The organism is Lentzea jiangxiensis (assembly GCF_900104175.1).
GTDB lineage: Bacteria > Actinomycetota > Actinomycetes > Mycobacteriales > Pseudonocardiaceae > Lentzea > Lentzea jiangxiensis.
Genome location: NZ_FNIX01000012.1, coordinates 119,405 through 141,086 on the forward strand (window position 1 = coordinate 119,405; position 21,682 = coordinate 141,086).

The following is a 21,682-nucleotide window of genomic DNA, read 5'->3' on the forward strand; positions in this document are numbered from 1 at the left end:
GTCCACTCGAATGGGTCACCAAACGGTGACCTGGGACCGCCCGTCCGAGGACTGCCCGGTGGAGGTGGCGCTGGCGGCGATCAGCGGCCGGTGGGCGACGCTGGTGCTGCGCGACCTGCTGTGCGGCCCGCGGTCGTTCTCACAGCTGCGGGCGGGGTTGCCGTCGTTGAGCGCGAAGGTGCTGACCGAGCGGCTGGAGTCGCTGGTGGCGCAGGGTCTGGTGGAGTGCACCCGCTCCCCCGGCTTCCCGGTGCGCACCTCCTACGCGGTGACGGCGAAGGGGCGGTTGCTGCGGCCGCTGCTGGAGCAGCTGCACCGCACGGGTGAGGCGTTACTGGGCGAGCTCGCGCAGCAGTGACTCCAGCGGCGCGATGATGGTGCGGGAGCCTTTGAGCTCCTCGGAGACCAGCACGGCCCGCGGGCCGACGCGCTGCCAGAACTTGCCCTGGACCGGTAGCTCGGTGACGTCGAGGGCGAACCTCGGCGGGTGGCCGAGCTCGCCGGTGAGCTGCGCGACGACTTCCACGAGCACCTCGTGGAACACCGTCCGCGCGGCGTCGCGCCTGCCGGACTCCTCGGGCGAGGTGCGGTCGGGCCGCCACGCCTCGAAGGCGGGCTTGAGCTGCGCGGGCATGCCGACGGGCCAGCGGCTGGGCACGAACTCGGCGCCGTTGTTCATCAGCGACCGCGTCCACCACCGGTCCCACGCCGCCCCGAAGGTCTCCGGCACCACGACGCCCGACAGCCGCGGAACCGGCGGGGTCAGCGCGGGGATGGCGTCGGCTGCCGGTGTGCTGATGCCGAGCGCGTCACGGACGTAGAGGGCGAAGGTGCCGCCGTGGCCGCTGGACACCTGCCACGTGGAATCCCCCGGGAAGTGCATGGTCCACGATAGCGGCTCACAGCGGCACGGCGTCGAGTGCTTTGTAGATGCGCTTGTCGCTGACGGTGTACCGGGTGCCGATGGTCTGGGCGAAGTAGGACAGGCGCAGTTCCTCGATCATCCAGCGGATCTCGTCGAGCTCCGGCGCGGGTTCGTCGGCCGGGGTCTGGGCGCGCAGCTCCCGGTACTCGGCGTGGACCTGGTGGACCTTGTCGGTCCAGTCGAGGTCGCGGCGCGGGTTCTCGGGCAGCTTCTCGATGCGCCGGGAGATGCCCTTGAGGTACCGCACGAGGTCGGGCAGCCGGTCGTAGCCGGTGTCGGTCACGAAACCCTTGTACACCAAGGAGTTGAGCTGTCCGCGGATGTCCTGCGCGGAGTCGGGCGCGCCCTTGAGGCCGCCGAGTTCCAGCTCGGCTTCGTGGGCGGCTTGGAGGACCTTGCGGACCTCCTGCACGACGACCCAGGTGGTGTCGTTGAGCGCGGCCTGCACTCGCTTGAGCTGTGCGGCGTAGGACTTGGCGTCCCAGGCCGGTTCGCCCATGAGCCGGTCGACCGCCGCGGTGATGCAGTCCGACAGCAGCGCGGCGACGCCGCCGTGGGGGTTGCGGGTCAGGGCGAGCTTGGCGGCGTTGTCGAGGTGGCGCTGCAGGTGCTTGACCGGTGAGTTGATGCCCAGCAGCAGGAGCCGGCGCACACCGCGGCGGTGCGCGTGGGCCTGCCGGCCGGGGGTGTCGAGGACCTTGATCGCGGCGCTGTCGCCGCGGTCGACCAGCGACGGGTAGGCGGTGACGGTGATGCCGGACTGGCGCTGCTCGATGGTCCTGGGCAGCGCGTCGAAGTCCCAGGTGGTGATGCCGGTGCGTTCGAGGTGCCCGGCGGCCTGCGACAGCGACTCGCGGACCTCGTCGCGCAGCTTCTCCTTGAGCGCCGCGATGTCCTTGCCCTCGGCGAGGGTGCGGTTGTTGTCGTCGACGACCTGGAAGGTGAGCTTGAGGTGGTCGGGCACGGCGTCGAACCGCCAGTCCTCGCGGTGCACCGTCACCCCGGTCAACGCCCTGAGCTCGCGTTCGACGCCGGTGAGCAGCGACGTCTCCTGCGGTGTGATGCGGGCCAGCACGGCGGTGGCGACGTCGGGGACGGGCACGAAGTTGCGGCGCAGCTGCTTGGGCAGCGACCGGATGAGCGCGACGACGAGGTCGTGGCGCAGGCCGGGGATCTGCCAGGAGAACGCGTCGTCGTCCAGCGTCGTGAGCGCGGGCAGCGGCAACTGGACGGTGACGCCGTCGTTCTTCGTGCCGGGCTCGAAGTGGTAGCTCAGCGGCAGCGTGAGCTCGCCCTGGCGCCACTGGTCGGGGTAGGCCTCGGGGCTGACGTCGGCGCGGTCGTTGACCAGCATCTCCTTGGTGAAGGTGAGCTGGTTCTTGTCCTTCTGCTTCTTCCACCACGAGTCGAAGTGCCGCGCGGACACGACCTCGGGGGCGACGCGCTTGTCGTAGAACTCGAACAGCGTCTCCTCGTCGACGACGATGTCGCGGCGGCGGGCGCGGTTCTCCAGCTCGCCGACTTCCTCGAGCAGCGCGCGGTTGGTGTGGAAGAACCGGTGGTGGGTGGTCCACTCGCCCTGCACGAGGGCGTGGCGGATGAACAGCTCGCGGCTCAGCTCGGGGTCGATGCGGCCGTAGTTGACCTTGCGGCCGGCGACGATCGGCACCCCGTAGAGGGTGACCTTCTCCAGGGCGACGACGCTGCCGCGTTTGGTTTCCCAGTGCGGTTCGGAGTACTGGCGTTTGACGACGTGCTCGCCGAGGCGTTCGGCCCACTCGGGTTCGATCTTGGCGACGATGCGGCCCCACAGCCGGCTGGTCTCGACGAGTTCGGCGGCCATCACCCACTGCGGTGGTTTCCTGGCCAGCGCGGAGCCGGGGAAGATCGCGAACTTGGCGTTGCGGGCGCCGAGGAACTCCGTCATGGGGCGGCGTTTCTCGCCTGGCGCCTGCTTTGTGACGATGTCCTTGACGCCGATGTGGCTGAGCAGGCCGGACAGCAGGGCGATGTGGATGTTGCGCGGGTCGCCGGGCTGGTCGTCGAGGTGCATGCCGATCTGCTTGGCGACCTGCCGCAGCTGCAGGTAGATGTCCTGCCATTCGCGCACGCGCAGGTAGTTGAGGAACTCGGCCTTGCAGCGCTTGCGGAACTGGTTGCCCGACAGTTCCTTCTGCTGTTCCTTGAGGTACTGCCACAGGTTGAGGAACGTGACGAAGTCCGATTCCTTGTCGACGAACCTCGCGTGCTGCTGGGTGGCGGCTTCCTGCTGGTCGGCGGGGCGTTCGCGGGGGTCCTGGATGGACAGCGCCGCGGCGATGATCATGACTTCTCTGAGGCAGCCGGTGGTGTCGGCCTCGAGCACCATGCGGCCCAGCCGCGGGTCGACGGGCAGCGCGGCGAGCTTGCGGCCGGTGGGGGTGAGCGTCTTCTCGGCGGCGTTGATGGCGCCGAGCTCCTGCAGCAGGCCGATGCCGTCGTTGATGTTGCGGGCGTCGGGCGGGTCGATGAACGGGAACCTCGCCACGTCGCCGAGGCCGATGTTGGTCATCTGCAGGATGACGCTGGCGAGGTTGGTGCGCAGGATCTCCGCGTCGGTGAACTCCGGGCGCGCCTCGAAGTCCTCCTCGGAGTACAGGCGGATGCAGATGCCCTCGCTGACGCGGCCGCAGCGGCCCTTGCGCTGGTTCGCGCTGGCCTGGCTGATCGGCTCGATCGGCAGGCGCTGGACCTTGAGGCGGTGGCTGTAGCGGGAGATGCGGGCGGTGCCGGGGTCGATGACGTACTTGATGCCCGGCACGGTGAGGCTGGTCTCGGCGACGTTGGTGGCGAGCACGACGCGGCGCCCGGTGTGGCGCTGGAACACCCGGTGCTGCTCGCCGACGCTCAGCCGGGCGTAGAGCGGCAGGATCTCGGTGTTGCGCAGGTCCTCGGCTTTGAGGGCGTCGGCGGTGTCGCGGATCTCGCGTTCGCCGGAGAGGAACACGAGAATGTCGCCGGGGCCTTCGGCCTGCAGCTCGTGGACGGCGCCCACGATGCCCTGGATCTGGTCGTCGTCCTCGTCCAGGGGCCGGTAGCGGGTCTCGACGGGATAGGTGCGGCCGGAGACCTCGATGACCGGGGCGTTCTCGAAGTGCTGGCTGAAGCGCTGCGGGTCGATCGTGGCGCTCGTGATGACGATCTTGAGGTCGGGGCGGCGCGGCAGCAGCTGCTTGAGGTAGCCGAGCAGGAAGTCGACGTTGAGGCTGCGTTCGTGGGCCTCGTCGATGATGATCGTGTCGTAGCGCGACAGGGTCCTGTCGGTCTGGATCTCGGCGAGCAGGATGCCGTCGGTCATGAGCTTGACCAGTGTCTCGTCACCGGACTGGTCGGTGAACCGGACCTTGTAGCCGACCGTGTCGCCGAGCTTGGTGCCCAGCTCCTCCGCGACGCGTTCGGCGACGGTGCGCGCGGCGATGCGCCGCGGCTGGGTGTGGCCGATCTGGCCGGTGACGCCCCGGCCGAGCTCGAGGCAGATCTTGGGCAGCTGCGTGGTCTTGCCCGACCCGGTCTCCCCGGCCACGATCACGACCTGGTGCTGCGCGATCAGCTCTTTGATGTCGTCCTTGCGCTGGCTGACCGGCAGCTCTTCGGGATAGCTGATCTTCGGGACGGACTCCCTGCGCAGCGCGACCTTGAGCGCGGCCTCGTCGATCTGGGCGGCGATCTCCTCGAGGATCTTCTTGCGCGCCAGCGGGTCCTTGACCTTGCGTGCGCCGTCGAGGCGCCTGGCGAGCCTGCGGTGATCACGCGGCATGAGCTCGGGCAGGCGTTTGTGCAGTTCAGCGTGCGGGGTGTCCATTTGGGTTCAAGGATAGTCAGGCGGTGCGAATCGTTCGCGTCAATAACCGCCGGACCCTGTGGCCGGCGTGGGCGCACGGCCGTGGACGGCTTTCGGGAGTTGATCGCCGCCGATCTCACACAGGTCTCTGACCTGGAGAAACGCGGCGAGCGGCGGTGTGGTCCGGTGCCCGCGGGTGAGATCGCCGACTCCACGGACTCCTGCGTTCGACCTCCACCCACCTCAGACGCCTACCCACCCGTCCCCGCCTGCCCTTCCCGGCTGGCTTCCTCACCCACCCGCCGTCGCGGCCTGCCTCTTCCCAGCCTGCCGCGGCTGCGTTCCGGCCCTCTGACCTGCGCCGATGCCGTCCATCCGAAAATTGTCAGACCCCCTCGCTACCGTGCTCGGCATGGACCTGAACGCGTTCTGGGTCCTGGTCGAGTCCTCTGGTGCGGAGGCCTCCGATCAGGACGATCGGCTGGAGCGGCTGACCGCCGCCGTGGCCGCGCTGCCCGCGGACGAGGTGGTGGAGTTCGCGATGCGGCTCGACGAGGTGCGTCGCCGGGTCGACACGTGGGCGCACTGGCACGCGGCGGATCTGATCTGCGGCGGGTTGTGCTCGGACGACGGGTTCTTCTACTTCCAGGCGTGGCTGGTGGGTCAGGGGCGTGCGGTGTTCGAGGCGGTCGCGGCCTCGCCGGACGCGCTGGCTGATCTTCCGCACGTGCGGTACCTGGCGTCGCGCGGTGGCGTGCACGCGTGGGCGGACGAGGAGTGGCCGGACTGGGAGGGCCTCGACTACGTGGCGGCCGAGGCGTTCGACGGCGATCTGGAGTCGGAGTTGGAGTCGCGCGGGCTGCAGGTGCTGGTGTCGCCTGATCCGGCGGGTGAGCAGTGGGACTTCGCCGATCCGGCGGAGATCTCGGCGCGGGTTCCGCGGTTGGGTGCGTTGTTCGGGAAGGTGGCGTGATGGACGTGCCGGTCGACGTGGTGGTGTGGCGGGCTCCCGGTCCGGCGTCCTTCCCGGAGGCGGCGGCCCGGTACGCGGAGTTGCGTGCCTCGACGCTGGGCGCGTTCGAGCCGTCGGTGGCGGCGTTCGTGCGCGAGCTGAAGCAGACCTCGCCTGATCCGTCGTCGCCGGTCTCGTGGGACGAGGCGCTGACGGTGGGGGTGGACGCGGTGATCGTGCACGTGGTGTGGCCGGAGCAGCGCCGGGTGCTGGACCTGGTGGAGCTGCTGGCGCACAAGCACGGTCTGGTGTGTTACGAGCCGGCCCGCCAGGAGGCGATGTCCTGACGCAGCAGGGCTTTCGTGTCCTCGGGCGCGAAAGAGGCGTCGACGGCGTTGGCGGCGATGAGCGCGAGCGTGTCGTCGCCGAAACCGAGCTCGTGGCGCAGCAGCCGGTACTCGTCGGTGAGCGTGGTGCCGGTGGAGGCGGGGATGTCGGTGCTGAGCGTGACGGTCAGCCCGGCGTCCATGAGCAGTGGCAACGGATGAGAGGAGACGGACTCGACCAGTCCCAGAGCGACGTTGGACGACGGACACGCTTCGAGCGGTATGGCGCGGTCCCGCAGCAGCGCGACGACTTCCGGGTCGTCGAGCGCCCGGAACCCGTGCCCGATCCGGTCGGCGAGCCCGACGGTCACGGCTTCGGCGACACTCGGTGCCCCGCAGCACTCCCCGGCGTGGTGCACGAGCCCGACACCCGCCTCGCGAGCCGCCCGGAACACCGCGGCGAAGGGCGTGAGCGGGTAGTCCTCGGCGCCGGCGGTGCCGATCGCCACCACCTGCGGGTGCGCGAGCGCGAGCCGGAGCGAGGCCTCGAACCGTTCGACCGACCGCTTCCTGGGGTGGTCCACGATCACACGGCATTCGATGCCGTGGGCGGCCTGTCCTGCGGCGAGCCCGGACAACATCGCCTCGAGCGGCATGTCCGGATCCCCGAGCCGTTCCCCGTGCGCTGCCGCGGTGAACGTCACCTCGGCGTACCGGGTCCCCTGCGCTGCTTCCTCGGCGCAGAACTCGTACGCGATCCGGTGGAAGTCCTCGGCTCGCCGCAGGCAGTCCCGCACGGCCCCGTTGTGCGCGGCGAACTGCGCGAACCCCTCGAACACCCCACCAGGCGCCGCCGGCACCTCGACGCCGTACGTCTCGGCGAGCTCGGCCACGGTCCCCGGCAGCACGGTGCTCTCCAGGTGCACGTGCAGATGGGCCTTGGGCAACGCCACAAGATCACGCATGACCGCCGACGCTACCCAGCCACTCTTCGGGGCGCGCGAGATTTTCCGACCCCCGGGACCCACTCGAACGGGTGATCGTCGTCCGGATTCGCTGCAGGAGGACCGGCGTCAGGCCCGAGACCCGGAGCCGAGGACCGGAAGTCCGGGACCGGCCCCCGGGCCACGAGGTCGAGCGGTGTCAGGCCAGGAAGGCGGCGGCGCTGTCGAGCTCGAAGGCCGGCACGTCGCCGTGGCCGCCCGGGTTGGCGTGCAGGGTCTTGTGCGTTGAGGCGAAGCGTCGAACATCGCGAGCCCCGCGTCCCGGGCCACGAGCCGGTCGTCCCACTGCAGCAGGAACCGCACCGGCACCGTCACCCGAGCGGCAGCCGACGCCAGCCCGGCCGTCACCCCGATGAGCCCGAACACGGCGGCCCGCATCCGCTTCTCGGACGCGACCAGCGCAATCCCGGCCGCGCTGCCCATCGACACACCCCAGAACCCGACCGGCACCTCACCGCCGATCCCCGGCAACCCCGGCACCGGGTCGAGCACCGCCCGCCACTCCGGCACGGCCCGTTCCGCGAGCAAGGCGTTGTAGGAGGCGACGACCGCGGCCACGTCGTGCCCGTCCGCGATCCGCGATCGGATTTCGCCCGCGAACCGCTCGTCGTCGGCCGTGCGGGCCCGATCACCGTGGCCGGGCGCGTCGAGCGCGATCACCGCCAACCCCGCCGCGGCGCACCGCAGCGCGCGGTCGACGATGCCGGGGGCGCGTTTGTGCTGGCCGCCGCCGTGCGCGCTGAGCACGAGTCCGGTGGGCGTGCCTGCTGGGGTCCAGAGAACGCCGGGAACCTCGCCATCGGCGCCGGGGTGGACGAAGCCGCGTTCGGTGACGCCGTCGGGAAGCGTCGTGGCGGAGGTGAAACGCAAGGTTGCGGAAGTCATGGTCGGGTCGCCTTTCGGGAAGGTGCCGGAGCGCTCCCGCGGCGACGTGTGCCGAGACGTCAGGCCGGCTGCGAGGAGGAGCGCCCATCCGGGTCGATCGCGTTGATGGGTCTCACCTCCTCGGGCCGATCGCGTGCGGCGATCTCAGCAAGCCGTGATCACCCGCCGCGCCGGAATTGGGGCGACACCGGGCTGGGGACGCCGTTAGGTTTCCGTGCCATGCCTGATGTTGTGCAGACGCGCCACGGCGCGACGGTTCTCATGTGTGCCCCGGACGGTCCGCCGATCGCCGACGAGCAGTCCGCTGTGGACCTGATCGGCACGTTGTGGGGCCAGGACGTGCAGTGGATCGTGCTGCCGGTGGCGCGGCTGACCGAGGACTTCTTCGTGTTGCGCACGCGGGTGGCGGGCGCGGTGGTGCAGAAGCTGCAGCAGTACGGGTTCCGGGTCGTGGTGCTGGGTGACATCTCGGTGCAGGTGGCGGCGAGCTCGGCGTTGCGCGACTTCGTCTACGAGTCGGACAAGGGCCGGCAGTTGTGGTTCGTGCGGGACGAGGCCGAACTGGACGCACGGCTGAGCGCCGCCGCATAGCCCGTCCGCCGCGAAAGCATCGCGTACCTCGAATACCCCGATCACCCCCTCCTGCGCCCGACCGGAGCTCGAAGACGGTCGGGCGCAGCCATGCAGCCGTCCTCGAGCTGCGAGACCTCCTCCACGGCGACAGCGTGCCGATCACGTCAAACGGCCCTATTGCAATATTGTGGCAATAGCTAGTCTGACGGTCATGGATCTCCGTCGTTCGCTCTCCCACCACAGCGGCCCGCGCCGCTCACCTCACGAAGTCGCGCGCCGCTTGGCCGAGTACCTCTCGCCGGACACCGCCCCGGCGGATCCGGTGCGGGAGCTGGAATCACGGATCGCCGCGCTGCTGGGCAAACCCGCGGCGCTGTTCTTCCCGACAGGGACGATGGCGCAGCAGACAGCGCTGAGAGTCCACGCGGAACGCACAGGCAGAAGGGCGTTCGCGGGCCATCCGCAGACACATCTGCACGTCTGGGAGAACCAGGGCTACAACGCCGTGCACGGCCTGCGGTTCCACCCGGTGGGCGACCGCAACGAGCTGTTCACGCTCGAAGACCTGCAAGCGGTGCACGAACCCCTGGCCGCGGTGGTGTTCGAACTGCCACAACGCGACATCGGCGGCCTGCTGCCCACCTTCGAAGACCTGCGGGAGCAGACCGGCTGGACCAGAGACCACGGCGCCGCCGCGCATTGCGACGGAGCACGGCTGTGGGAAGCCCACACCGGCTACGACGCGTCACTGGACCAGCTGGCCGGCTTGTTCGACACGGTCTACGTGTCGCTCTACAAGGGACTGGAAGGCACCAGGGGTGCCGTGCTCGCGGGAGACGAGGACACGATCGGGCAGGCCGCCGTGTGGCGCCGCAGGCTCGGCGGCGCGATCCCGGACGCCTGGCCGCTGGCGGCGATCGCGCTGATGGGCCTGGAGGCGAACCTGCCCAGGATGACCGAGTTCCGCGACCACGCGCGGGCGATCGCGAAGGCCGTCAACGACGACGGCTTCGCCCACACCACGCCGGAAGTACCGAGCACTCCCCTGTTCCACGTCCACCTGCCGATGTCGCGTCACGACGCCCAGCGCGCGGCCGAGAACCTGCGGAACGAGACCGGCACCAAGCTGTTCCTCTACGCGCGGTCCAACCCGGACCCGGCCCGGTGCAGCTTCGAGGTGAGCGTGGGGATCAGCGGGCTGGAGTTCACGCCGGGAGAGGTGGCGGAGTTGATCAGAGGGCTACCATCGCGGGTGTGAGCCTGCCTGAACCGGTCCAGCACGCGCTGGTCAGGGTGTCGCACTCGGTGCTGATCGACACCGAGGCCCTCGCGCGGGTGCGGGAGCGGTTCGACGACGAGCAGGCGGCGTCGCTGAGCGGCTACCTGCGCAGCGCGCAGTCGCCGAACACGGTGCGGGCGTACCGGTCGGACTGGATCGCGTGGGCCGGGTGGTGCCAGGCGGAGGGCAGGCAGGCGTTGCCGGCGGATCCTCTGGACGTGGCGGTGTACCTGGCGGCCGCGGCGGACACGGTGAAGCCGGACGGGTCGCCCGCGTTCGGGGCCTCGACGCTGGAGCGGAAGTCGGCGGCGATCTCGGCGGTGCACGCGGCCAACGGGTTGCCGAGCCCGACGCGCAGCGACGTCGTGCGGCTGACGCTGCGGGGTATCCGGCGCACGCGCAAGGCGGCGCCGCGGCGCAAGCGGCCGGTGCTGCTCGACACCCTGCAAGCGCTGCTGGACGAACGGCCGCAGGAAGGACCCGCTCGGGCGCGGGACGCGTTGCTGCTGCTGGTGGGGTTCGCGGGGGCGTTGCGGCGCAGCGAGCTGGCGGGCATCGAGTTCGACGACGTCACGGTGGACGTGGATCCGCGCACGCACGAGCCGTTGCTGCTGATCAGGCTGGGCACGACGAAGACCGACCAGACGGGCCGGCACCAGCAGTCGGTGGTGCTGCCGCGGGGCAGTCGGCGGCCGACGTGCCCGGTGTGCGCGTTCGCCGACTGGGCCGACGTGCTCGACGGGCGGGAGGTCTGCGAGACCGGGCTGCACCGCTGCCACTCCTACCGGCCCGCACCGCGTCAGGGCGCGGTGTTCCCGGTGATCAACCGGCACGGCGGCATCGGCACGAAGGCGATGTCGGGGCGTGCGGTGGCGGAACTGGTGAAGCGCTACGCGCTCAGGGCCGGGCTGGACCCGGAGTTGTTCGGCGGGCATTCGCTGCGGGCGGGGTTCGCGACGCAGGCGGCGCTGGGCGGGGCGAGCGACCGGGAGATCATGCGGCAGGGCCGGTGGACCAACCCGCGCACGGTGCACCGCTACATCCGCACGGCGAACCCGCTCGAGGACAACGCCGTGACCCGCCTGGGCCTGTGAATCTGTGACTCACCTCGCACTGCGGGCAGTTAACTGTAAACAAGATCCCCGCCGATGGGGCCGCGCCGGACAGAGCAGCGCGCTACTCCGGAAGGACGCACGCGCCGGTACGTTTCGACCGTGTTTCCAGGCCCCCTGAGCTGCTCTTTTATCCCACTCCTCGGACAAATCGCGGTGTCCTGACCAGCGACGCGACCACAATCGTGAACAGATCTCGCATTATGGGAGTGGCTGGTCCGCCACACCGAGAGCAATACGATCACCACGCCCGGTCAGCGACGACGGTCGGGAGGTCGGCCCGGCACCCCTGTAACGCCACAACGACCTCCCCTGAGGCAAGGCCACCGCAACACCGCCGCCCGCAAGACGCCGAGGTCCGGACCGACCCCCTGCACGGTCCGGACCTCGGCACGGCCCTCAGGGCTCCAGGTCGGTCGCCGCCAGGAACGAGCCGTCCATGTGGAACGGCACCGACTGGTGCTCGTGCACCACCAGCCACCGCCCTTCTCGCCGCCGCAGCCCCACCGTGACACGCATCCACAGCGAAAACCCGTCCGGGTAGCCGACCGGCACCGCCGCCAGCCGCGCCAGCCCGTGCACGAACGCCACGTCCCCGGACACCACCACCGCCAGGTCGCGGTGCTCCAGCGTGATCGGCCCGGTGAACCCGGCCATCCACCCCGCCAGCGCCTCCGCGTCCCGCGCGTCCAGCCCCGTGTTGCGCAGCGGCGGCGCCAGCGTGCACGTCACCGCGTCCTGCGCGTACCGGGCGACGATCCGCTCCGGCGACCGCAGCCGCATCCCCTCCTCGTGCTCGGTGAACAACGCCAGGATCGCCGTCTCGTCCCGCACCAGCGTCTGCGTCATCGCGCAACCTCCGTCGAAGTGCCTGCAAAGTGGCTGACACCCCGATGTCGAAGCGCGGCCCGCGGTCTCGACATGGCGGTGAGAAGATTTCCGCAAGCCAGCCCCTGAGCCGGGAGGCCGCACGTGAAGTACCTGATCCTCATCTACAGCAACCCGAAGTCCCGGGCCGCGTGGGACAAGCTCACCGAAGAACAGCAGACGCAGTTCGGCAAGGCGCACTACGACCTCACCGACAAGCTGCGCGCCTCCGGCGAACTCGTGGTCAGCGAAGGCCTCCCCGGACCCGAGACCGGCAAGGGCGTCAGCATCAAAAACGGCGAGGTCGTCGTCACCGACGGACCGTTCGCCGAGGCCAAGGAATACCTCGCCGGCTTCTACCTCGTCGAAGCCGACTCGATCGACCAGGTCATCGCCCACGCCGCCACACTGCCCGACGCCCACAACGACGGCATCGAAGTCCGGCCCGTCTGGGACATGTCCATGCTGGACGACCTGTGACCACACCGCTCGAGGGCCTGCTGCGGCAGTTGGCGCCGCAGGTCCTCGGCGTGCTCCTACGCCGTCACGGCCAGTTCGACGTCTGCGAGGACGCCGTGCAGGAAGCACTGCTCGCCGCCACCCGGCAGTGGCCCGCCGAAGGCATCCCCGACAACCCGAAGGGCTGGCTCATCACCGCCGCCTCACGACGCTGGATAGAGCAGTACCGCTCCGAGATCGCACGCCGGCACCGCGAGGACAAGGCCGCCGCCCTCACACCCCCACCGGCCGACCCCGTGCCCGCCCGCGACGACACCCTCACCATCCTCGCGCTGTGCTGCCACGACAGCCTCACCACCGCCTCCCAGATCGCCCTCACCCTCAGAGCGGTCGGCGGCCTCACCACCGCGGAGATCGCCCGCGCGTTCCTCGTACCCGAAACCACCATCGCCCAGCGCATCAGCCGCGCGAAACAGAAGATCAAGCAGTCCGGCGCGCAGTTCCGGCCCCCGAACGACCTCACCGCCGTCCTGCACGTGCTCTACCTGATCTTCACCGAAGGCTCCACCGCCAGCTCCGGCGACGACCTCCTCCGCGTCGACCTCACCGCCGAAGCGATCAGACTCACCCGCCAGCTGCACCGGCGACGCCCCGACGACGGAGAACTCACCGGCCTGCTCGCCCTCATGCTGCTCACCGACGCCCGCCGCCCCGCCCGCACCGACGCCCACGGCACCCTCATCCCGCTCGCCGAGCAGGACCGCACCCGATGGGACCACCAAGCGATCGACGAAGGCACCACCCTCATCCGCAACGCCCTGCAAACCGCCCGGATCGGCCCCTACCAGCTGCAAGCCGCCATCGCCGCCGTCCACGCCGACGCCAAAACCGCCGACGACACCGACTGGCACGAGATCCTCGGCCTCTACGAACTGCTCACCGCCACCGCACCCGGCCCCATGGTCGCGCTCAACCGCATCGTCGCCGTCGCCATGGTCCACGGCCCCGACCAGGCACTACAGCAACTGTCCACCCTGCGACTCGACCACCACCGCGTCCACGCCGTGAAAGCACACCTGCTGGACCTGCAGGGCAACCACGACGAAGCACGAACCGAATACGACACAGCCGCGAAACTCACCCTGAGCGCACCCGAACAGCGCTACCTCAGGTCCCGGTCGCGCCACCCACGGTAGCGTCCGACGACGGCTCCTCCTGCGGCGGCGCCACCGGCACCACCCCCGACAAATCCCCACCGTTGTCGTTGGTCCGCAACACGAACGGCCGCGTCTGCGTGTACTGCACCACCGAGATCGAACACGGATCCACCACGATCCGCTGGAACCCGTCCAGGTGCACACCCAACGCGTCCGCCAGCACCGCCTTGATCACATCACCGTGCGAGCACAACACCCACACAGCACCAGGACCGTGCTCCTCGGAAATACGGGCGTCATGCGCCCGCACCGCCGCCACCGCACGAGCCTGCACATGCGCCAAACCCTCACCATCGGGGAACACGGCAGCGGAAGGATGCTGCTGCACGACCTTCCACAACGGCTCGTCGTACAGGTCCTTCAACGCCTTGCCGGTCCACGCCCCGTAGTCCACTTCGGACAGATCCGGCTCCGCCACCGCCTCCAAAGAACGATCGGCCAGCAACGGCGCCAACGTCTCCTCACACCGCTGCAGAGGAGACGACACCACCGCGCTGACCGGAATGTCCTTCAAACGCCCCACCAGAGCCGCCGCCTGCGCCCGCCCCCGCTCGTCCAACCCCACACCCAACGATCTCCCGGCGAGCACACCGGAACCGTTGGCGGTCGAACGAGCATGTCGGAGCAGGATCACCGTGGCCACGCCACCCACCTTAGATCGGCTGCAACAACCCCATCGACAGCAGCCCCATCACCACGATGCCCAACATGATCCGGTACCACACGAACGCCGAATACGAATGCTTCGACACGTACCTCAGCAACCACGCGATCGTCGCGTACCCCACCACGAACGAGATCAGCGTCGCCACCACCATCTGCGGAATCGACGCCTGAACACCCTCACCCGACCGCTCCAGAACATCCGGGATGGAGAACAACCCCGCCCCGAACACCGCCGGAATCGCCAGCAGGAACGAATACCGCGCCGCCGCCTCCCGCGTCAGCCCCAGGAACAACCCCGCCGTCAACGTCCCACCCGAACGGGACACGCCCGGAATGAGCGCCAGCGCCTGCGCCAGCCCCATCCCGACCGCGTCCTTCATCCGCAACTCGTCACGCTGCTGCTTCGCCAGGTGATCCGCCAAACCCAGCAGCAGACCGAACACGATCAGCATCGTCGCCGTGATCCACAGGTTCCGCGCCGACGTCCGGATCTCGTCCTTCAGCAGATACCCCAGAACCGAGATCGGCACCGAACCGATGATCACGTACCAGGCGAGCCGGTAGTCCTTCTCCTTGCGCGCCTCGGCGTTGAACAAGCCGCGGAACCAGGCGCTGATGAAGCGCCCGATGTCCTTGGCGAAGTAGATCAGCACCGCCACCTCGGTACCCAGCTGGATCACCGCGGTGAACGAAGCGCCCGCGTCGTTGCCGAAGAACAGCGTCGACGTGATGCGCAGGTGCGCACTGCTGGAAATCGGCAGGAATTCCGTCAGTCCTTGGACCAGTCCGAGGACCAGAGCCTGCAACCAGCTCAACTACCCACTCCCGCCAGATCCAAAGCCTCGGCCGCGGTGCGAAGGCCCGCGATCCCCTGCTCCAGATCTTGCAGCATCGGCGAAACGGACAACGTGGTGACCCCCGCCGCCGCAAGGGCCTTCATCTTGTCTGCTATGCGCTCCTTCGACCCCAGCAACGCCGTCGCGTCCAGGAACTCCAACGGGATCGCCGCCATCGCACCCGCGTAGTCCCGGGACAGGTACTTCTCCTGGATCTCCTCCGCCTCAGCCGGAAAACCCATCCGCACCATCAGGTTGTTGTAGAAATTCTGCTTGCGCGACCCCATACCGCCCACGTACAACGCCGTGTACGCCCGAACCGGGTCAGCGCACGCCTTCCAGTCCTGCCCCACGACCAGCGGCATCGTCGGAACGACGTCGAAACCCTCCATCGACTTGCCGGCCTTCTCCCGGCCCGCCCTCACCGACGCCAGCGACTCCGCCGAGAACTCCGGCGAGAAGAAGATCGCCAGCCACCCGTCCGCGATCTCCCCCGTCAGCTCCAGGTTCTTCGGACCCACCGCCGCCAGGTAGATCGGGATCTGCTCCCGCACCGGGTGCACCGTCAGCTGCAACGCCTTGCCAGGACCATCCGGCAACGGCAACGTGTAGTGCTCACCCTCGAAACGCAGCTTCTCCCGCGTCAAAGCCCGCTTCACGATCTCCACGTACTCACGCGTGCGCGCCAGCGGCTTGTCGAACCGCACACCGTGCCAGCCCTCCGACACCTGCGGACCCGACACACCCAGGCCCATCCGGAACCGGCCACCCGACAACGTGTCCAAAGTGGCCGCCGTCATCGCCGCCATCGCGGGCGTCCGCGCCGGGATCTGGAAGATCGCGCTACCGACGTCGATGCGTTCGGTCTGCGCGGCCACCCACGCGAGCACCGTCGGCGCGTCGGAACCGTAGGCCTCCGCGGCCCACACCACCGAAAAGCCGAGCCGGTCGGCCTCTTTGGCCAGCTCAAGGTTCGCGGCGTCGTTGCCGGCGCCCCAGTATCCGAGGTTCAATCCGAGCTTCACGCAGCAAGACCCTACCGGTCAGTAACACCGATTGCCAGGCTCACACGATGATCACCCCTTAGCATCGCGCACGTGGAACAGCGATACCTCGGCCGCAGCGGCCTCCGCGTCTCCAGGACCGCGCTGGGCACGATGACGTGGGGCCGCGACACCGACGCGGACGAGGCAGCAACCCAGCTCATGGCCTTCGCCGACGCCGGCGGCACCCTCGTCGACACCGCCGACGTCTACTCCGAAGGCGAAGCCGAACGCATCCTCGGCGGCCTCCTCGGCGAAATCGTCCCCCGCGACCAACTCGTCCTCGCCACCAAAGCCGTCGCCCGCCGCACCGAAGGCCCCTTCGGCGGCGGCGCCTCCCGCGGCGCCCTGCTGTCCGCACTGGACGGATCCCTGCGCCGCATCGGCGTCGACCACGTCGACCTGTGGCAACTGCACGCCTGGGACGCCCACGTCCCCGTCGAGGAAACCCTCTCCGCCGTCGACCACGCCATCACCTCCGGCAAAGTCCGCTACGCCGGCATCTCCAACTACAGCGGCTGGCAGCTCGCCACCGCCGCCATGACCCCCTCGACCCACCCCCTCATCTCCACCCAGGTCGAGTACTCCCTGCTCGAACGCGGCATCGAACGCGAAGTCGCCCCCGCCGCCCAGCACCACGGCCTCGGACTCCTCCCGTGGGCACCCCTCGGCCGCGGCGTGCTGACCGGCAAGTACCGCAACGGCACCCCCGCCGACTCCCGCGGCGCCTCCGCCCACTTCGCCGGCTACGTCGAACAACACCGCAACGACCGCGCCGCCCGCATCGTCCAGGCCGTCGCCACCGCCGCCGAAGGACTCGGCACCTCCGCGCTGTGCGTCGCCCTCGCCTGGGTCCGCGACCGCCCCGGCGTCGTCGCCCCCGTCGTCGGCGCCCGCGACACCAACCAGCTCCTCGCCTCGCTCGAGACCGAGCAGCTCACCTTGCCCCCGGCCATCCGGGCCGCCCTCGACGACGTCAGCGCCATCGAACTCGGCTACCCCGAACGCCCGATGCCCTGAGCTCTCGGCGTGTTTTTGTTCGGTTCGTTTTCTGTCGGGTAACCACTGTCGATGTTTGATTTTGGTCGACACTGAAATTATAGAGATAAACAACAGACTCTCGCGGCGAGTTTCACCCCACCCCTTGCGTGACCTCCGGCCGAACGTCGTGGATCCTGGAAGTCCACGACGTGCTCCAGGAGGACCCGATCTTGCGCCGGCTCGCTGCTCTGATCTTGACCACCGCCACGCTGACGGCGTGCGGCCAGAGCGAGGGGACGCAGGACCCGCTGCAGGTCGCCGAAGTCCTCGAAGCCGCGAAGCCCGCCCTCTCCCCCGCCCAGAACGGCACCCCGCCCGGCGAGATCACGCCCGGCGGCACGTTCACCGAGGGCGACACCACGCAGAAGTTCCAGGTCAACGGCCGCAACGTCGAACTGGACAGGCTGCGCAGCGCGGTCTTCGAGATGACCACCGACGACAAGGGCGCACCGAACCGCGGCGCCGGCCTGCGCGCGGGTGACGGCGCCACCAACGGCGTCCCCGACCGCTACGGCCGCCTGCTCGTCGTCGACACCCGCGGCGGCGAGTTCATCGCGTTCTCGGTCAACCCGCTGATCATGCGGCAGCGCTACCCCCTGCCCGGCACGCCCTACGGCATCGCCTACGACGGCAAGCGCGACATCGCGTGGGTCACGCTCACCGAGCGCAACGAGGTCGTCGGGCTGAACGTCGCCGGTGGCGAACCGACCGAGAAGCACCGGTTCCCCACCGTGCGCCAGCCCAACACCGTCAGCGTCGACCAGGAATCCGGACGGGTCACGGTCACGTCCGGCGACAACGGAGGGGTACAGGTGATCTCGCCATGAACGAAGGGGTGATCGACGGAGACTGGGAGTACCGGCCGCTGCGTCTGCCGCCCGGCATCTCCCGCCGCACCGCGGCCACGCAGCTGGCCATCCACGCCGAGTTCGCGGGCTGGGAGCTCTCCCGCACGCTGCTCTACGGCGACGGCTCCCGCAAGGTCTGGCTCCGCCGCAAGCGCCAGCCCTCCCTGGTGCCCGGCCTCATCACCTGACGACGACCACGTCACCGAACGCGGAGGGCTCGCACTCCGCGATGAAGTCCGCCGGAAAGCCCCGCTCAAACGGGGCCGCCGCCTCCAGGCGCGCGACCGCTTCCGGCGGCAGCACCACCTCGCCCAGGCAGTCCCGCACCTGCTCCGGCGTCCGCGCCCCCACCAGCGGCAACACCCCGCGTAAGCGCACCCACGCCAGAGCCACCCGAGCCGGCGTCGTCCCCAGCTCGTCCGCGACCTCCCGCACGGCCAGCGCCACGCGCTCCTCCCCCTCGGTCAGCCGCCCCGACCGCTGCGTGCCACCCGAGAGCTTCCCCGCCGCCAACGGCGCCCACGCCGCCACCGTCAGCCCCAGAGCCGACGCCATCGGCAGCAGCTCCCGCTCCACGTCGCGCCGCAGCAGGTTGTACGGCACCTGCAACCCCGAGAACGCCGTCCAGTCCCGCCACTCCGCCAGCGTGTTCGCCCGTGCCACGAACCACGCCGGCGCGTCCGACACCCCGACGTAGAGCACCTTCCCCGCCCGCACCAGGTCGTCCAGCGCCCGCATCGTCTCCTCGACCGGCGTGTGCCGGTCCCACAGGTGCACCCACAGCACGTCCACGTGGTCAGTCCGCAACCGCCGCAACGACCGCTCCAGCGACCCCACCAGGTTCTTGCGGTGGTTCCCGCCCGCGTTCGGGTCCCGGGCGTCACGCGACAACGCGTACTTCGTCGCCAGCACGAACCGGTCCCGCCGCCCCAGCACGGCTCCGAGCACCTCCTCGCTCTCGCCGTAGGCCGAGGCGGTGTCGAGGAAGTTGCCGCCGGCCTCGGCGTAGGTGTCGACCACGCGACGGGCGAGGTCCTCCGAACGCAACGTCATGGTGCCCAGCAGCACCTCGGACACGCGCAGGCCGGTCCGGCCGAACAGTCGGTATCGCATGATCCACAGCATCACCGCGCGGGCCGGACGCAGGGAGGCCCGCTCAGGGTCCCCCTAGACTCGCCGATCATGGCCGACAACGCACTGGGCCGGTTCCTGCGCGCCCGCCGCGAAGCCACCGCACCTCCCACCACCGAACGCCGCCGCACCCCCGGCCTGCGCCGCGGCGAGCTCGCCGACCGCGCCGGCATCAGCGTCGAGTACCTCACCCGCCTCGAGCGCGGCACCGACCGCTCCCCCTCCGGCCAGGTCCTCGCCGCCCTGGCCGACGCGCTCGGGATGACCGCGGACGAACGGATCCACCTGTACCGCCTCGTCAAGGCCGGCAGCACCTGCGCCCCTCCCCCGCCACCACCGCTGCGGCCCACCGTCCAGGCACTGCTCGACGCTCTCGCGCCCACCGCGGCCGCCGTGCTCGACCCGGCCGGTGACGTCCTCGCGTGCACCGAGACGTTCCGCACGATCTCCGGCCTCGGCGACGAGCGCAACGTCGTCCGCTTCGCCTTCAGCCCTGCAGGGAAAGCCCACTACCCCGACTGGGAACAGGTCGCGCACGACCGCGCCGCCGCTCTCCGGGCGGCGGCGGACCTCGGCGACCACGCGGCGAGCACGCTCGCGTTCGAACTCTCCATCACCGTCGGCGAGGCCTTCACCAGCCGTTATGACGCCGTCGGCGCCCTGCCGCCCGCTACCGGGACCGAACGCTGGGGCGCTTTCCTGGTTGCCTTCGAGACTGCGTACCTGTCTGGTGGGGGCGAGAACCGGTTGATTGTTTATTTTAGTCAACACTGAAGTTATAGAGATAGTAGTAATCGATGGACCCTCGACGCGGCCGGCGCGACCTACGAAGTGGCCTACGCGCCGACCGCATGGGGACCTCGACGCGGCCGGCGCGGGGACCGCGTGTGCGCCACTACGACGGCGCACCTGTCCACTCGTCATGGGGAGCACCACTCCCCCGGCGTCGAGCCGAGACCACTCTGCTGAACAACACCCCTCACCTTTCCCCTCCGCTGCCTTTGTAGTGCGGAAACGTTGTGAGATGTCGATGCCTGAGCGCCTTACGACAACGTGCACGCAACAGCGGGAACTTCAGGTGAGGTCGATGACTCATCAGTCAACACTGAAACAATAAAATTCGCCGAACTTGTTGCAGATGTGATCAGATTCGGGGTCATGGAGCTCGTGCCGCACGAAGTCGGGGTCGCTCACAGCGCACTGCCGCACGACGAAACGTCCACCAGAGCCCTGCTCGCGCAAGCCGCGGCGCAGGGTCTGCACACAGTCGTGGTCACGGCTGACGAAGGAGACGAACGCGCCATAGCCGTCCTGCGCGAGCTGCGCGCGGAATGGCACACCGAGGACGGCAAGGTCACCGCCCAGCTCGACACGGACGCCGAAGGTCAGCTCCAGCACCTCTGGGGACTGCCGGCGGAGGACAGGGCCGCGTGGCTCGCCGCGTTCCCCCGCCACGACGACCAGAACTGGTGGATGCACCGGTTGCTGGTCCTCAACCACCACCCGGAGTGGGCGCCGCTCAAGGACTGGCTGGTCGACGAGCACGTGCGGCTCTTCGGCCGCCCGCCGGGACGGCGCCGGTCTACCGCGGCAGGCCGCTGAAGTCGGGCTGGCGCAGCCGCTGGATCCACGGGATCGGGTCTTCCTCCGGGACGTCCCGATCCGGTTGGACCGCGGCGAACGTCAGCACCGGCACCCTCGGCACCCCCACCGCGATCACGTCGCCGTGCGTGCCGGCGATCCACATGACACCCGTGTCGGCGATGTTCGCCACGACGTGCAGGTCCGGGATCACGAACTGCACCAGCGCGAGTCCGCCGGGCATCTCCGCCAGCCCGGCGACGTGCTGGTTGGGCTGCCACGGGAACAGCGTGATCGGCACCGGTGTCCACTGCGCCGAGTTCTCCACCGCCCTCACCGCGTCCCGGTACCAGCGGCTGATCTCGACCGCCGTCGGAACGCCCAGCAACCCTGCCACCAGGACGAGGCCGCCGACCACCAGTCCGGCCGGCGCCAGCGGGAACAGGCTCAGCGCCACCACCAGGCCGCCGAGCCCCGCGGGCACCGCCGACCACAGCCACGACCTGACTCCCCACCGCAGACCTCCGCAGGCCTTCGCGGTCGCGGGGTCGTCCAGCGGCCGGCCGAGCGGCCGCTCCTCGGGTTCGCGCGCCGGGTACTCCCCCGCGTCCACCTTGGCGTTGGCCATCTTGGCGAACCCGGCGACCCGGACGACCGCCCTGCCACCGGCGTCAGGTCCGCAGACGAAGACCTCCTGCCGGTGCAGCACCATGTCCGGCAGGTCCTCGAACCAGCCCTTGAGCACCAAGCCGTCGAGCAGCAGGCGGTCGGTCGCGTCCTGCTGGTCCTCCGCCACCCACGCCGGGACGCGCCGCCACGGCCGCTCCAGCAGTCCCCGCCGCTCGGCCTTCGTCTCCGACCGGTACATTAACGGCCCGAGCGCGCACAGCAGCGCGACCACCGCCAAGACCACCAACGCACCGGTGTTGCCGGGCGACGACGGCAGGAACCAGCACGTCACCGCCCCGCCCGCCGCCACGAGCGCGATGCCGCCGAGAGCCTTCGCACCCCAGCGCAGGTCCTGCAGGATCAGGCCGGTGGACCAGTCGTCCTTCGCGGGCAGGTCCGTCCGCGGTTCCAGGTACTGCACCGGTCCTCCACGATCAGTGCGGCGGGG

General features: G+C 69.8%; 23 protein-coding genes. 13 read left to right on the top strand and 10 right to left on the bottom strand.

Going from position 1 to position 21,682, the window contains the following annotated elements; genetic code table 11:
* The first annotated feature begins 25 nt into the window (after positions 1 to 25).
* On the top strand, positions 26 to 358 hold the full coding sequence (locus BLQ91_RS26915) for a winged helix-turn-helix transcriptional regulator (protein WP_245733828.1): 333 nt from the start codon (positions 26 to 28) through the stop codon (positions 356 to 358).
* Here BLQ91_RS26915 and BLQ91_RS26920 read toward each other — a convergent pair.
* Positions 332 to 883, bottom strand: a complete 552-nt coding sequence (locus tag BLQ91_RS26920; protein ID WP_143022828.1) for a hypothetical protein — start codon at positions 881 to 883, stop codon at positions 332 to 334. The two genes, BLQ91_RS26915 and BLQ91_RS26920, sit on opposite strands and share 27 nt — an antisense overlap.
* Before the next feature lie 16 nt (positions 884 to 899).
* Positions 900 to 4,766, bottom strand: a complete 3,867-nt coding sequence (gene hrpA, locus BLQ91_RS26925) for an ATP-dependent RNA helicase HrpA (RefSeq protein WP_090101033.1) — start codon at positions 4,764 to 4,766, stop codon at positions 900 to 902.
* 391 nt (positions 4,767 to 5,157) lie between these two features.
* On the opposite strand from hrpA, the gene BLQ91_RS26930 reads away from it, so the two are divergent.
* Both BLQ91_RS26930 and BLQ91_RS26935 read left to right on the top strand, forming a co-directional pair.
* Positions 5,158 to 5,718, top strand: coding sequence for a DUF4240 domain-containing protein (locus BLQ91_RS26930; RefSeq protein WP_176959969.1), 561 nt, complete (start codon positions 5,158 to 5,160; stop codon positions 5,716 to 5,718).
* Positions 5,718 to 6,044, top strand: a complete 327-nt coding sequence (locus BLQ91_RS26935) for a hypothetical protein (RefSeq protein ID WP_090101037.1) — start codon at positions 5,718 to 5,720, stop codon at positions 6,042 to 6,044. Before BLQ91_RS26930 ends, BLQ91_RS26935 begins: the two co-directional genes overlap by 1 nt.
* On the opposite strand, the gene add is transcribed toward BLQ91_RS26935, so the two are convergent.
* Together add and BLQ91_RS26945 are read right to left on the bottom strand one after the other, a co-directional pair.
* The gene (add, locus tag BLQ91_RS26940; RefSeq protein WP_090101039.1) at positions 6,011 to 6,988 is read right to left on the bottom strand and encodes an adenosine deaminase; all 978 of its coding nucleotides are present in this window, start codon (positions 6,986 to 6,988) and stop codon (positions 6,011 to 6,013) included. The two genes, BLQ91_RS26935 and add, sit on opposite strands and share 34 nt — an antisense overlap.
* 108 nt (positions 6,989 to 7,096) lie before the next feature.
* Positions 7,097 to 7,912, bottom strand: coding sequence for an alpha/beta hydrolase (locus BLQ91_RS26945; protein WP_245733829.1), 816 nt, complete (start codon positions 7,910 to 7,912; stop codon positions 7,097 to 7,099).
* A gap of 219 nt (positions 7,913 to 8,131) precedes the next feature.
* Here BLQ91_RS26945 and BLQ91_RS26950 point away from each other — a divergent pair, with 219 nt between their 5' ends.
* The 3 genes from BLQ91_RS26950 (at position 8,132) to BLQ91_RS26960 (ending at position 10,858) form a co-directional block, all read left to right on the top strand.
* Positions 8,132 to 8,503 (top strand): DUF4180 domain-containing protein, encoded by a 372-nt coding sequence (locus BLQ91_RS26950; RefSeq protein WP_090101041.1) that lies wholly within the window; start codon positions 8,132 to 8,134, stop codon positions 8,501 to 8,503.
* Between the two features lie 193 nt (positions 8,504 to 8,696).
* Entirely contained in the window at positions 8,697 to 9,743 is a 1,047-nt protein-coding gene (locus BLQ91_RS26955; protein WP_090101043.1) for a threonine aldolase family protein, read from the top strand.
* Positions 9,740 to 10,858, top strand: coding sequence for a site-specific integrase (locus BLQ91_RS26960; RefSeq protein ID WP_245733830.1), 1,119 nt, complete (start codon positions 9,740 to 9,742; stop codon positions 10,856 to 10,858). The genes BLQ91_RS26955 and BLQ91_RS26960 overlap by 4 nt, the downstream gene beginning before the upstream one ends.
* A gap of 417 nt (positions 10,859 to 11,275) precedes the next feature.
* On the opposite strand, the gene BLQ91_RS26965 is transcribed toward BLQ91_RS26960, so the two are convergent.
* Positions 11,276 to 11,725, bottom strand: a complete 450-nt coding sequence (locus tag BLQ91_RS26965) for a YybH family protein (protein WP_090101045.1) — start codon at positions 11,723 to 11,725, stop codon at positions 11,276 to 11,278.
* A gap of 123 nt (positions 11,726 to 11,848) precedes the next feature.
* Between BLQ91_RS26965 and BLQ91_RS26970 the strand changes: the two genes are divergently transcribed.
* The gene (locus BLQ91_RS26970; RefSeq protein ID WP_090101047.1) at positions 11,849 to 12,223 is read left to right on the top strand and encodes a YciI family protein; all 375 of its coding nucleotides are present in this window, start codon (positions 11,849 to 11,851) and stop codon (positions 12,221 to 12,223) included.
* Entirely contained in the window at positions 12,220 to 13,398 is a 1,179-nt protein-coding gene (locus tag BLQ91_RS26975; protein WP_090101049.1) for an RNA polymerase sigma factor, read from the top strand. The genes BLQ91_RS26970 and BLQ91_RS26975 overlap by 4 nt, the downstream gene beginning before the upstream one ends.
* On the opposite strand, the gene BLQ91_RS26980 is transcribed toward BLQ91_RS26975, so the two are convergent.
* Genes BLQ91_RS26980 through BLQ91_RS26990 form a run of 3 tightly spaced genes read right to left on the bottom strand, consistent with a single transcriptional unit; the run spans position 13,370 to position 15,946 of the window.
* Complete coding sequence (locus BLQ91_RS26980; RefSeq protein ID WP_176959971.1) at positions 13,370 to 14,062, bottom strand: histidine phosphatase family protein; 693 nt, start codon at positions 14,060 to 14,062, stop codon at positions 13,370 to 13,372. The two genes, BLQ91_RS26975 and BLQ91_RS26980, sit on opposite strands and share 29 nt — an antisense overlap.
* A 10-nt stretch (positions 14,063 to 14,072) precedes the next feature.
* The gene (locus BLQ91_RS26985) at positions 14,073 to 14,900 is read right to left on the bottom strand and encodes an undecaprenyl-diphosphate phosphatase (protein WP_090101051.1); all 828 of its coding nucleotides are present in this window, start codon (positions 14,898 to 14,900) and stop codon (positions 14,073 to 14,075) included.
* Complete coding sequence (locus BLQ91_RS26990; RefSeq protein ID WP_090101053.1) at positions 14,897 to 15,946, bottom strand: LLM class F420-dependent oxidoreductase; 1,050 nt, start codon at positions 15,944 to 15,946, stop codon at positions 14,897 to 14,899. The genes BLQ91_RS26985 and BLQ91_RS26990 overlap by 4 nt, the downstream gene beginning before the upstream one ends.
* Before the next feature lie 72 nt (positions 15,947 to 16,018).
* On the opposite strand from BLQ91_RS26990, the gene BLQ91_RS26995 reads away from it, so the two are divergent.
* The 3 genes from BLQ91_RS26995 to BLQ91_RS27005 all read left to right on the top strand — a co-directional run bounded on the left by BLQ91_RS26995 (position 16,019) and on the right by BLQ91_RS27005 (position 18,041).
* Positions 16,019 to 16,984 (top strand): aldo/keto reductase, encoded by a 966-nt coding sequence (locus tag BLQ91_RS26995; protein WP_176959972.1) that lies wholly within the window; start codon positions 16,019 to 16,021, stop codon positions 16,982 to 16,984.
* Positions 16,985 to 17,112: 128 nt separating this feature from the next.
* Entirely contained in the window at positions 17,113 to 17,832 is a 720-nt protein-coding gene (locus tag BLQ91_RS43840) for a YncE family protein (RefSeq protein ID WP_425412544.1), read from the top strand.
* The gene (locus BLQ91_RS27005; RefSeq protein ID WP_090101055.1) at positions 17,829 to 18,041 is read left to right on the top strand and encodes a DUF5703 family protein; all 213 of its coding nucleotides are present in this window, start codon (positions 17,829 to 17,831) and stop codon (positions 18,039 to 18,041) included. Before BLQ91_RS43840 ends, BLQ91_RS27005 begins: the two co-directional genes overlap by 4 nt.
* Here the strand turns inward: BLQ91_RS27005 and BLQ91_RS27010 are convergent.
* Positions 18,034 to 18,966 carry an aldo/keto reductase gene (locus BLQ91_RS27010; protein WP_176959973.1) on the bottom strand — a complete coding sequence of 311 codons (933 nt, stop codon included), beginning with the start codon at positions 18,964 to 18,966 and terminating at the stop codon, positions 18,034 to 18,036. The genes BLQ91_RS27005 and BLQ91_RS27010 overlap by 8 nt on opposite strands.
* Positions 18,967 to 19,035: 69 nt before the next feature.
* On the opposite strand from BLQ91_RS27010, the gene BLQ91_RS27015 reads away from it, so the two are divergent.
* Positions 19,036 to 19,758 (top strand): helix-turn-helix domain-containing protein, encoded by a 723-nt coding sequence (locus tag BLQ91_RS27015; RefSeq protein ID WP_090101057.1) that lies wholly within the window; start codon positions 19,036 to 19,038, stop codon positions 19,756 to 19,758.
* Between the two features lie 384 nt (positions 19,759 to 20,142).
* Entirely contained in the window at positions 20,143 to 20,586 is a 444-nt protein-coding gene (locus tag BLQ91_RS27020; RefSeq protein ID WP_090101059.1) for a hypothetical protein, read from the top strand.
* Here BLQ91_RS27020 and BLQ91_RS27025 read toward each other — a convergent pair.
* On the bottom strand, positions 20,567 to 21,655 hold the full coding sequence (locus BLQ91_RS27025) for a hypothetical protein (RefSeq protein ID WP_090101062.1): 1,089 nt from the start codon (positions 21,653 to 21,655) through the stop codon (positions 20,567 to 20,569). The two genes, BLQ91_RS27020 and BLQ91_RS27025, sit on opposite strands and share 20 nt — an antisense overlap.
* Between the last annotated feature and the right edge of the window lie 27 nt (positions 21,656 to 21,682).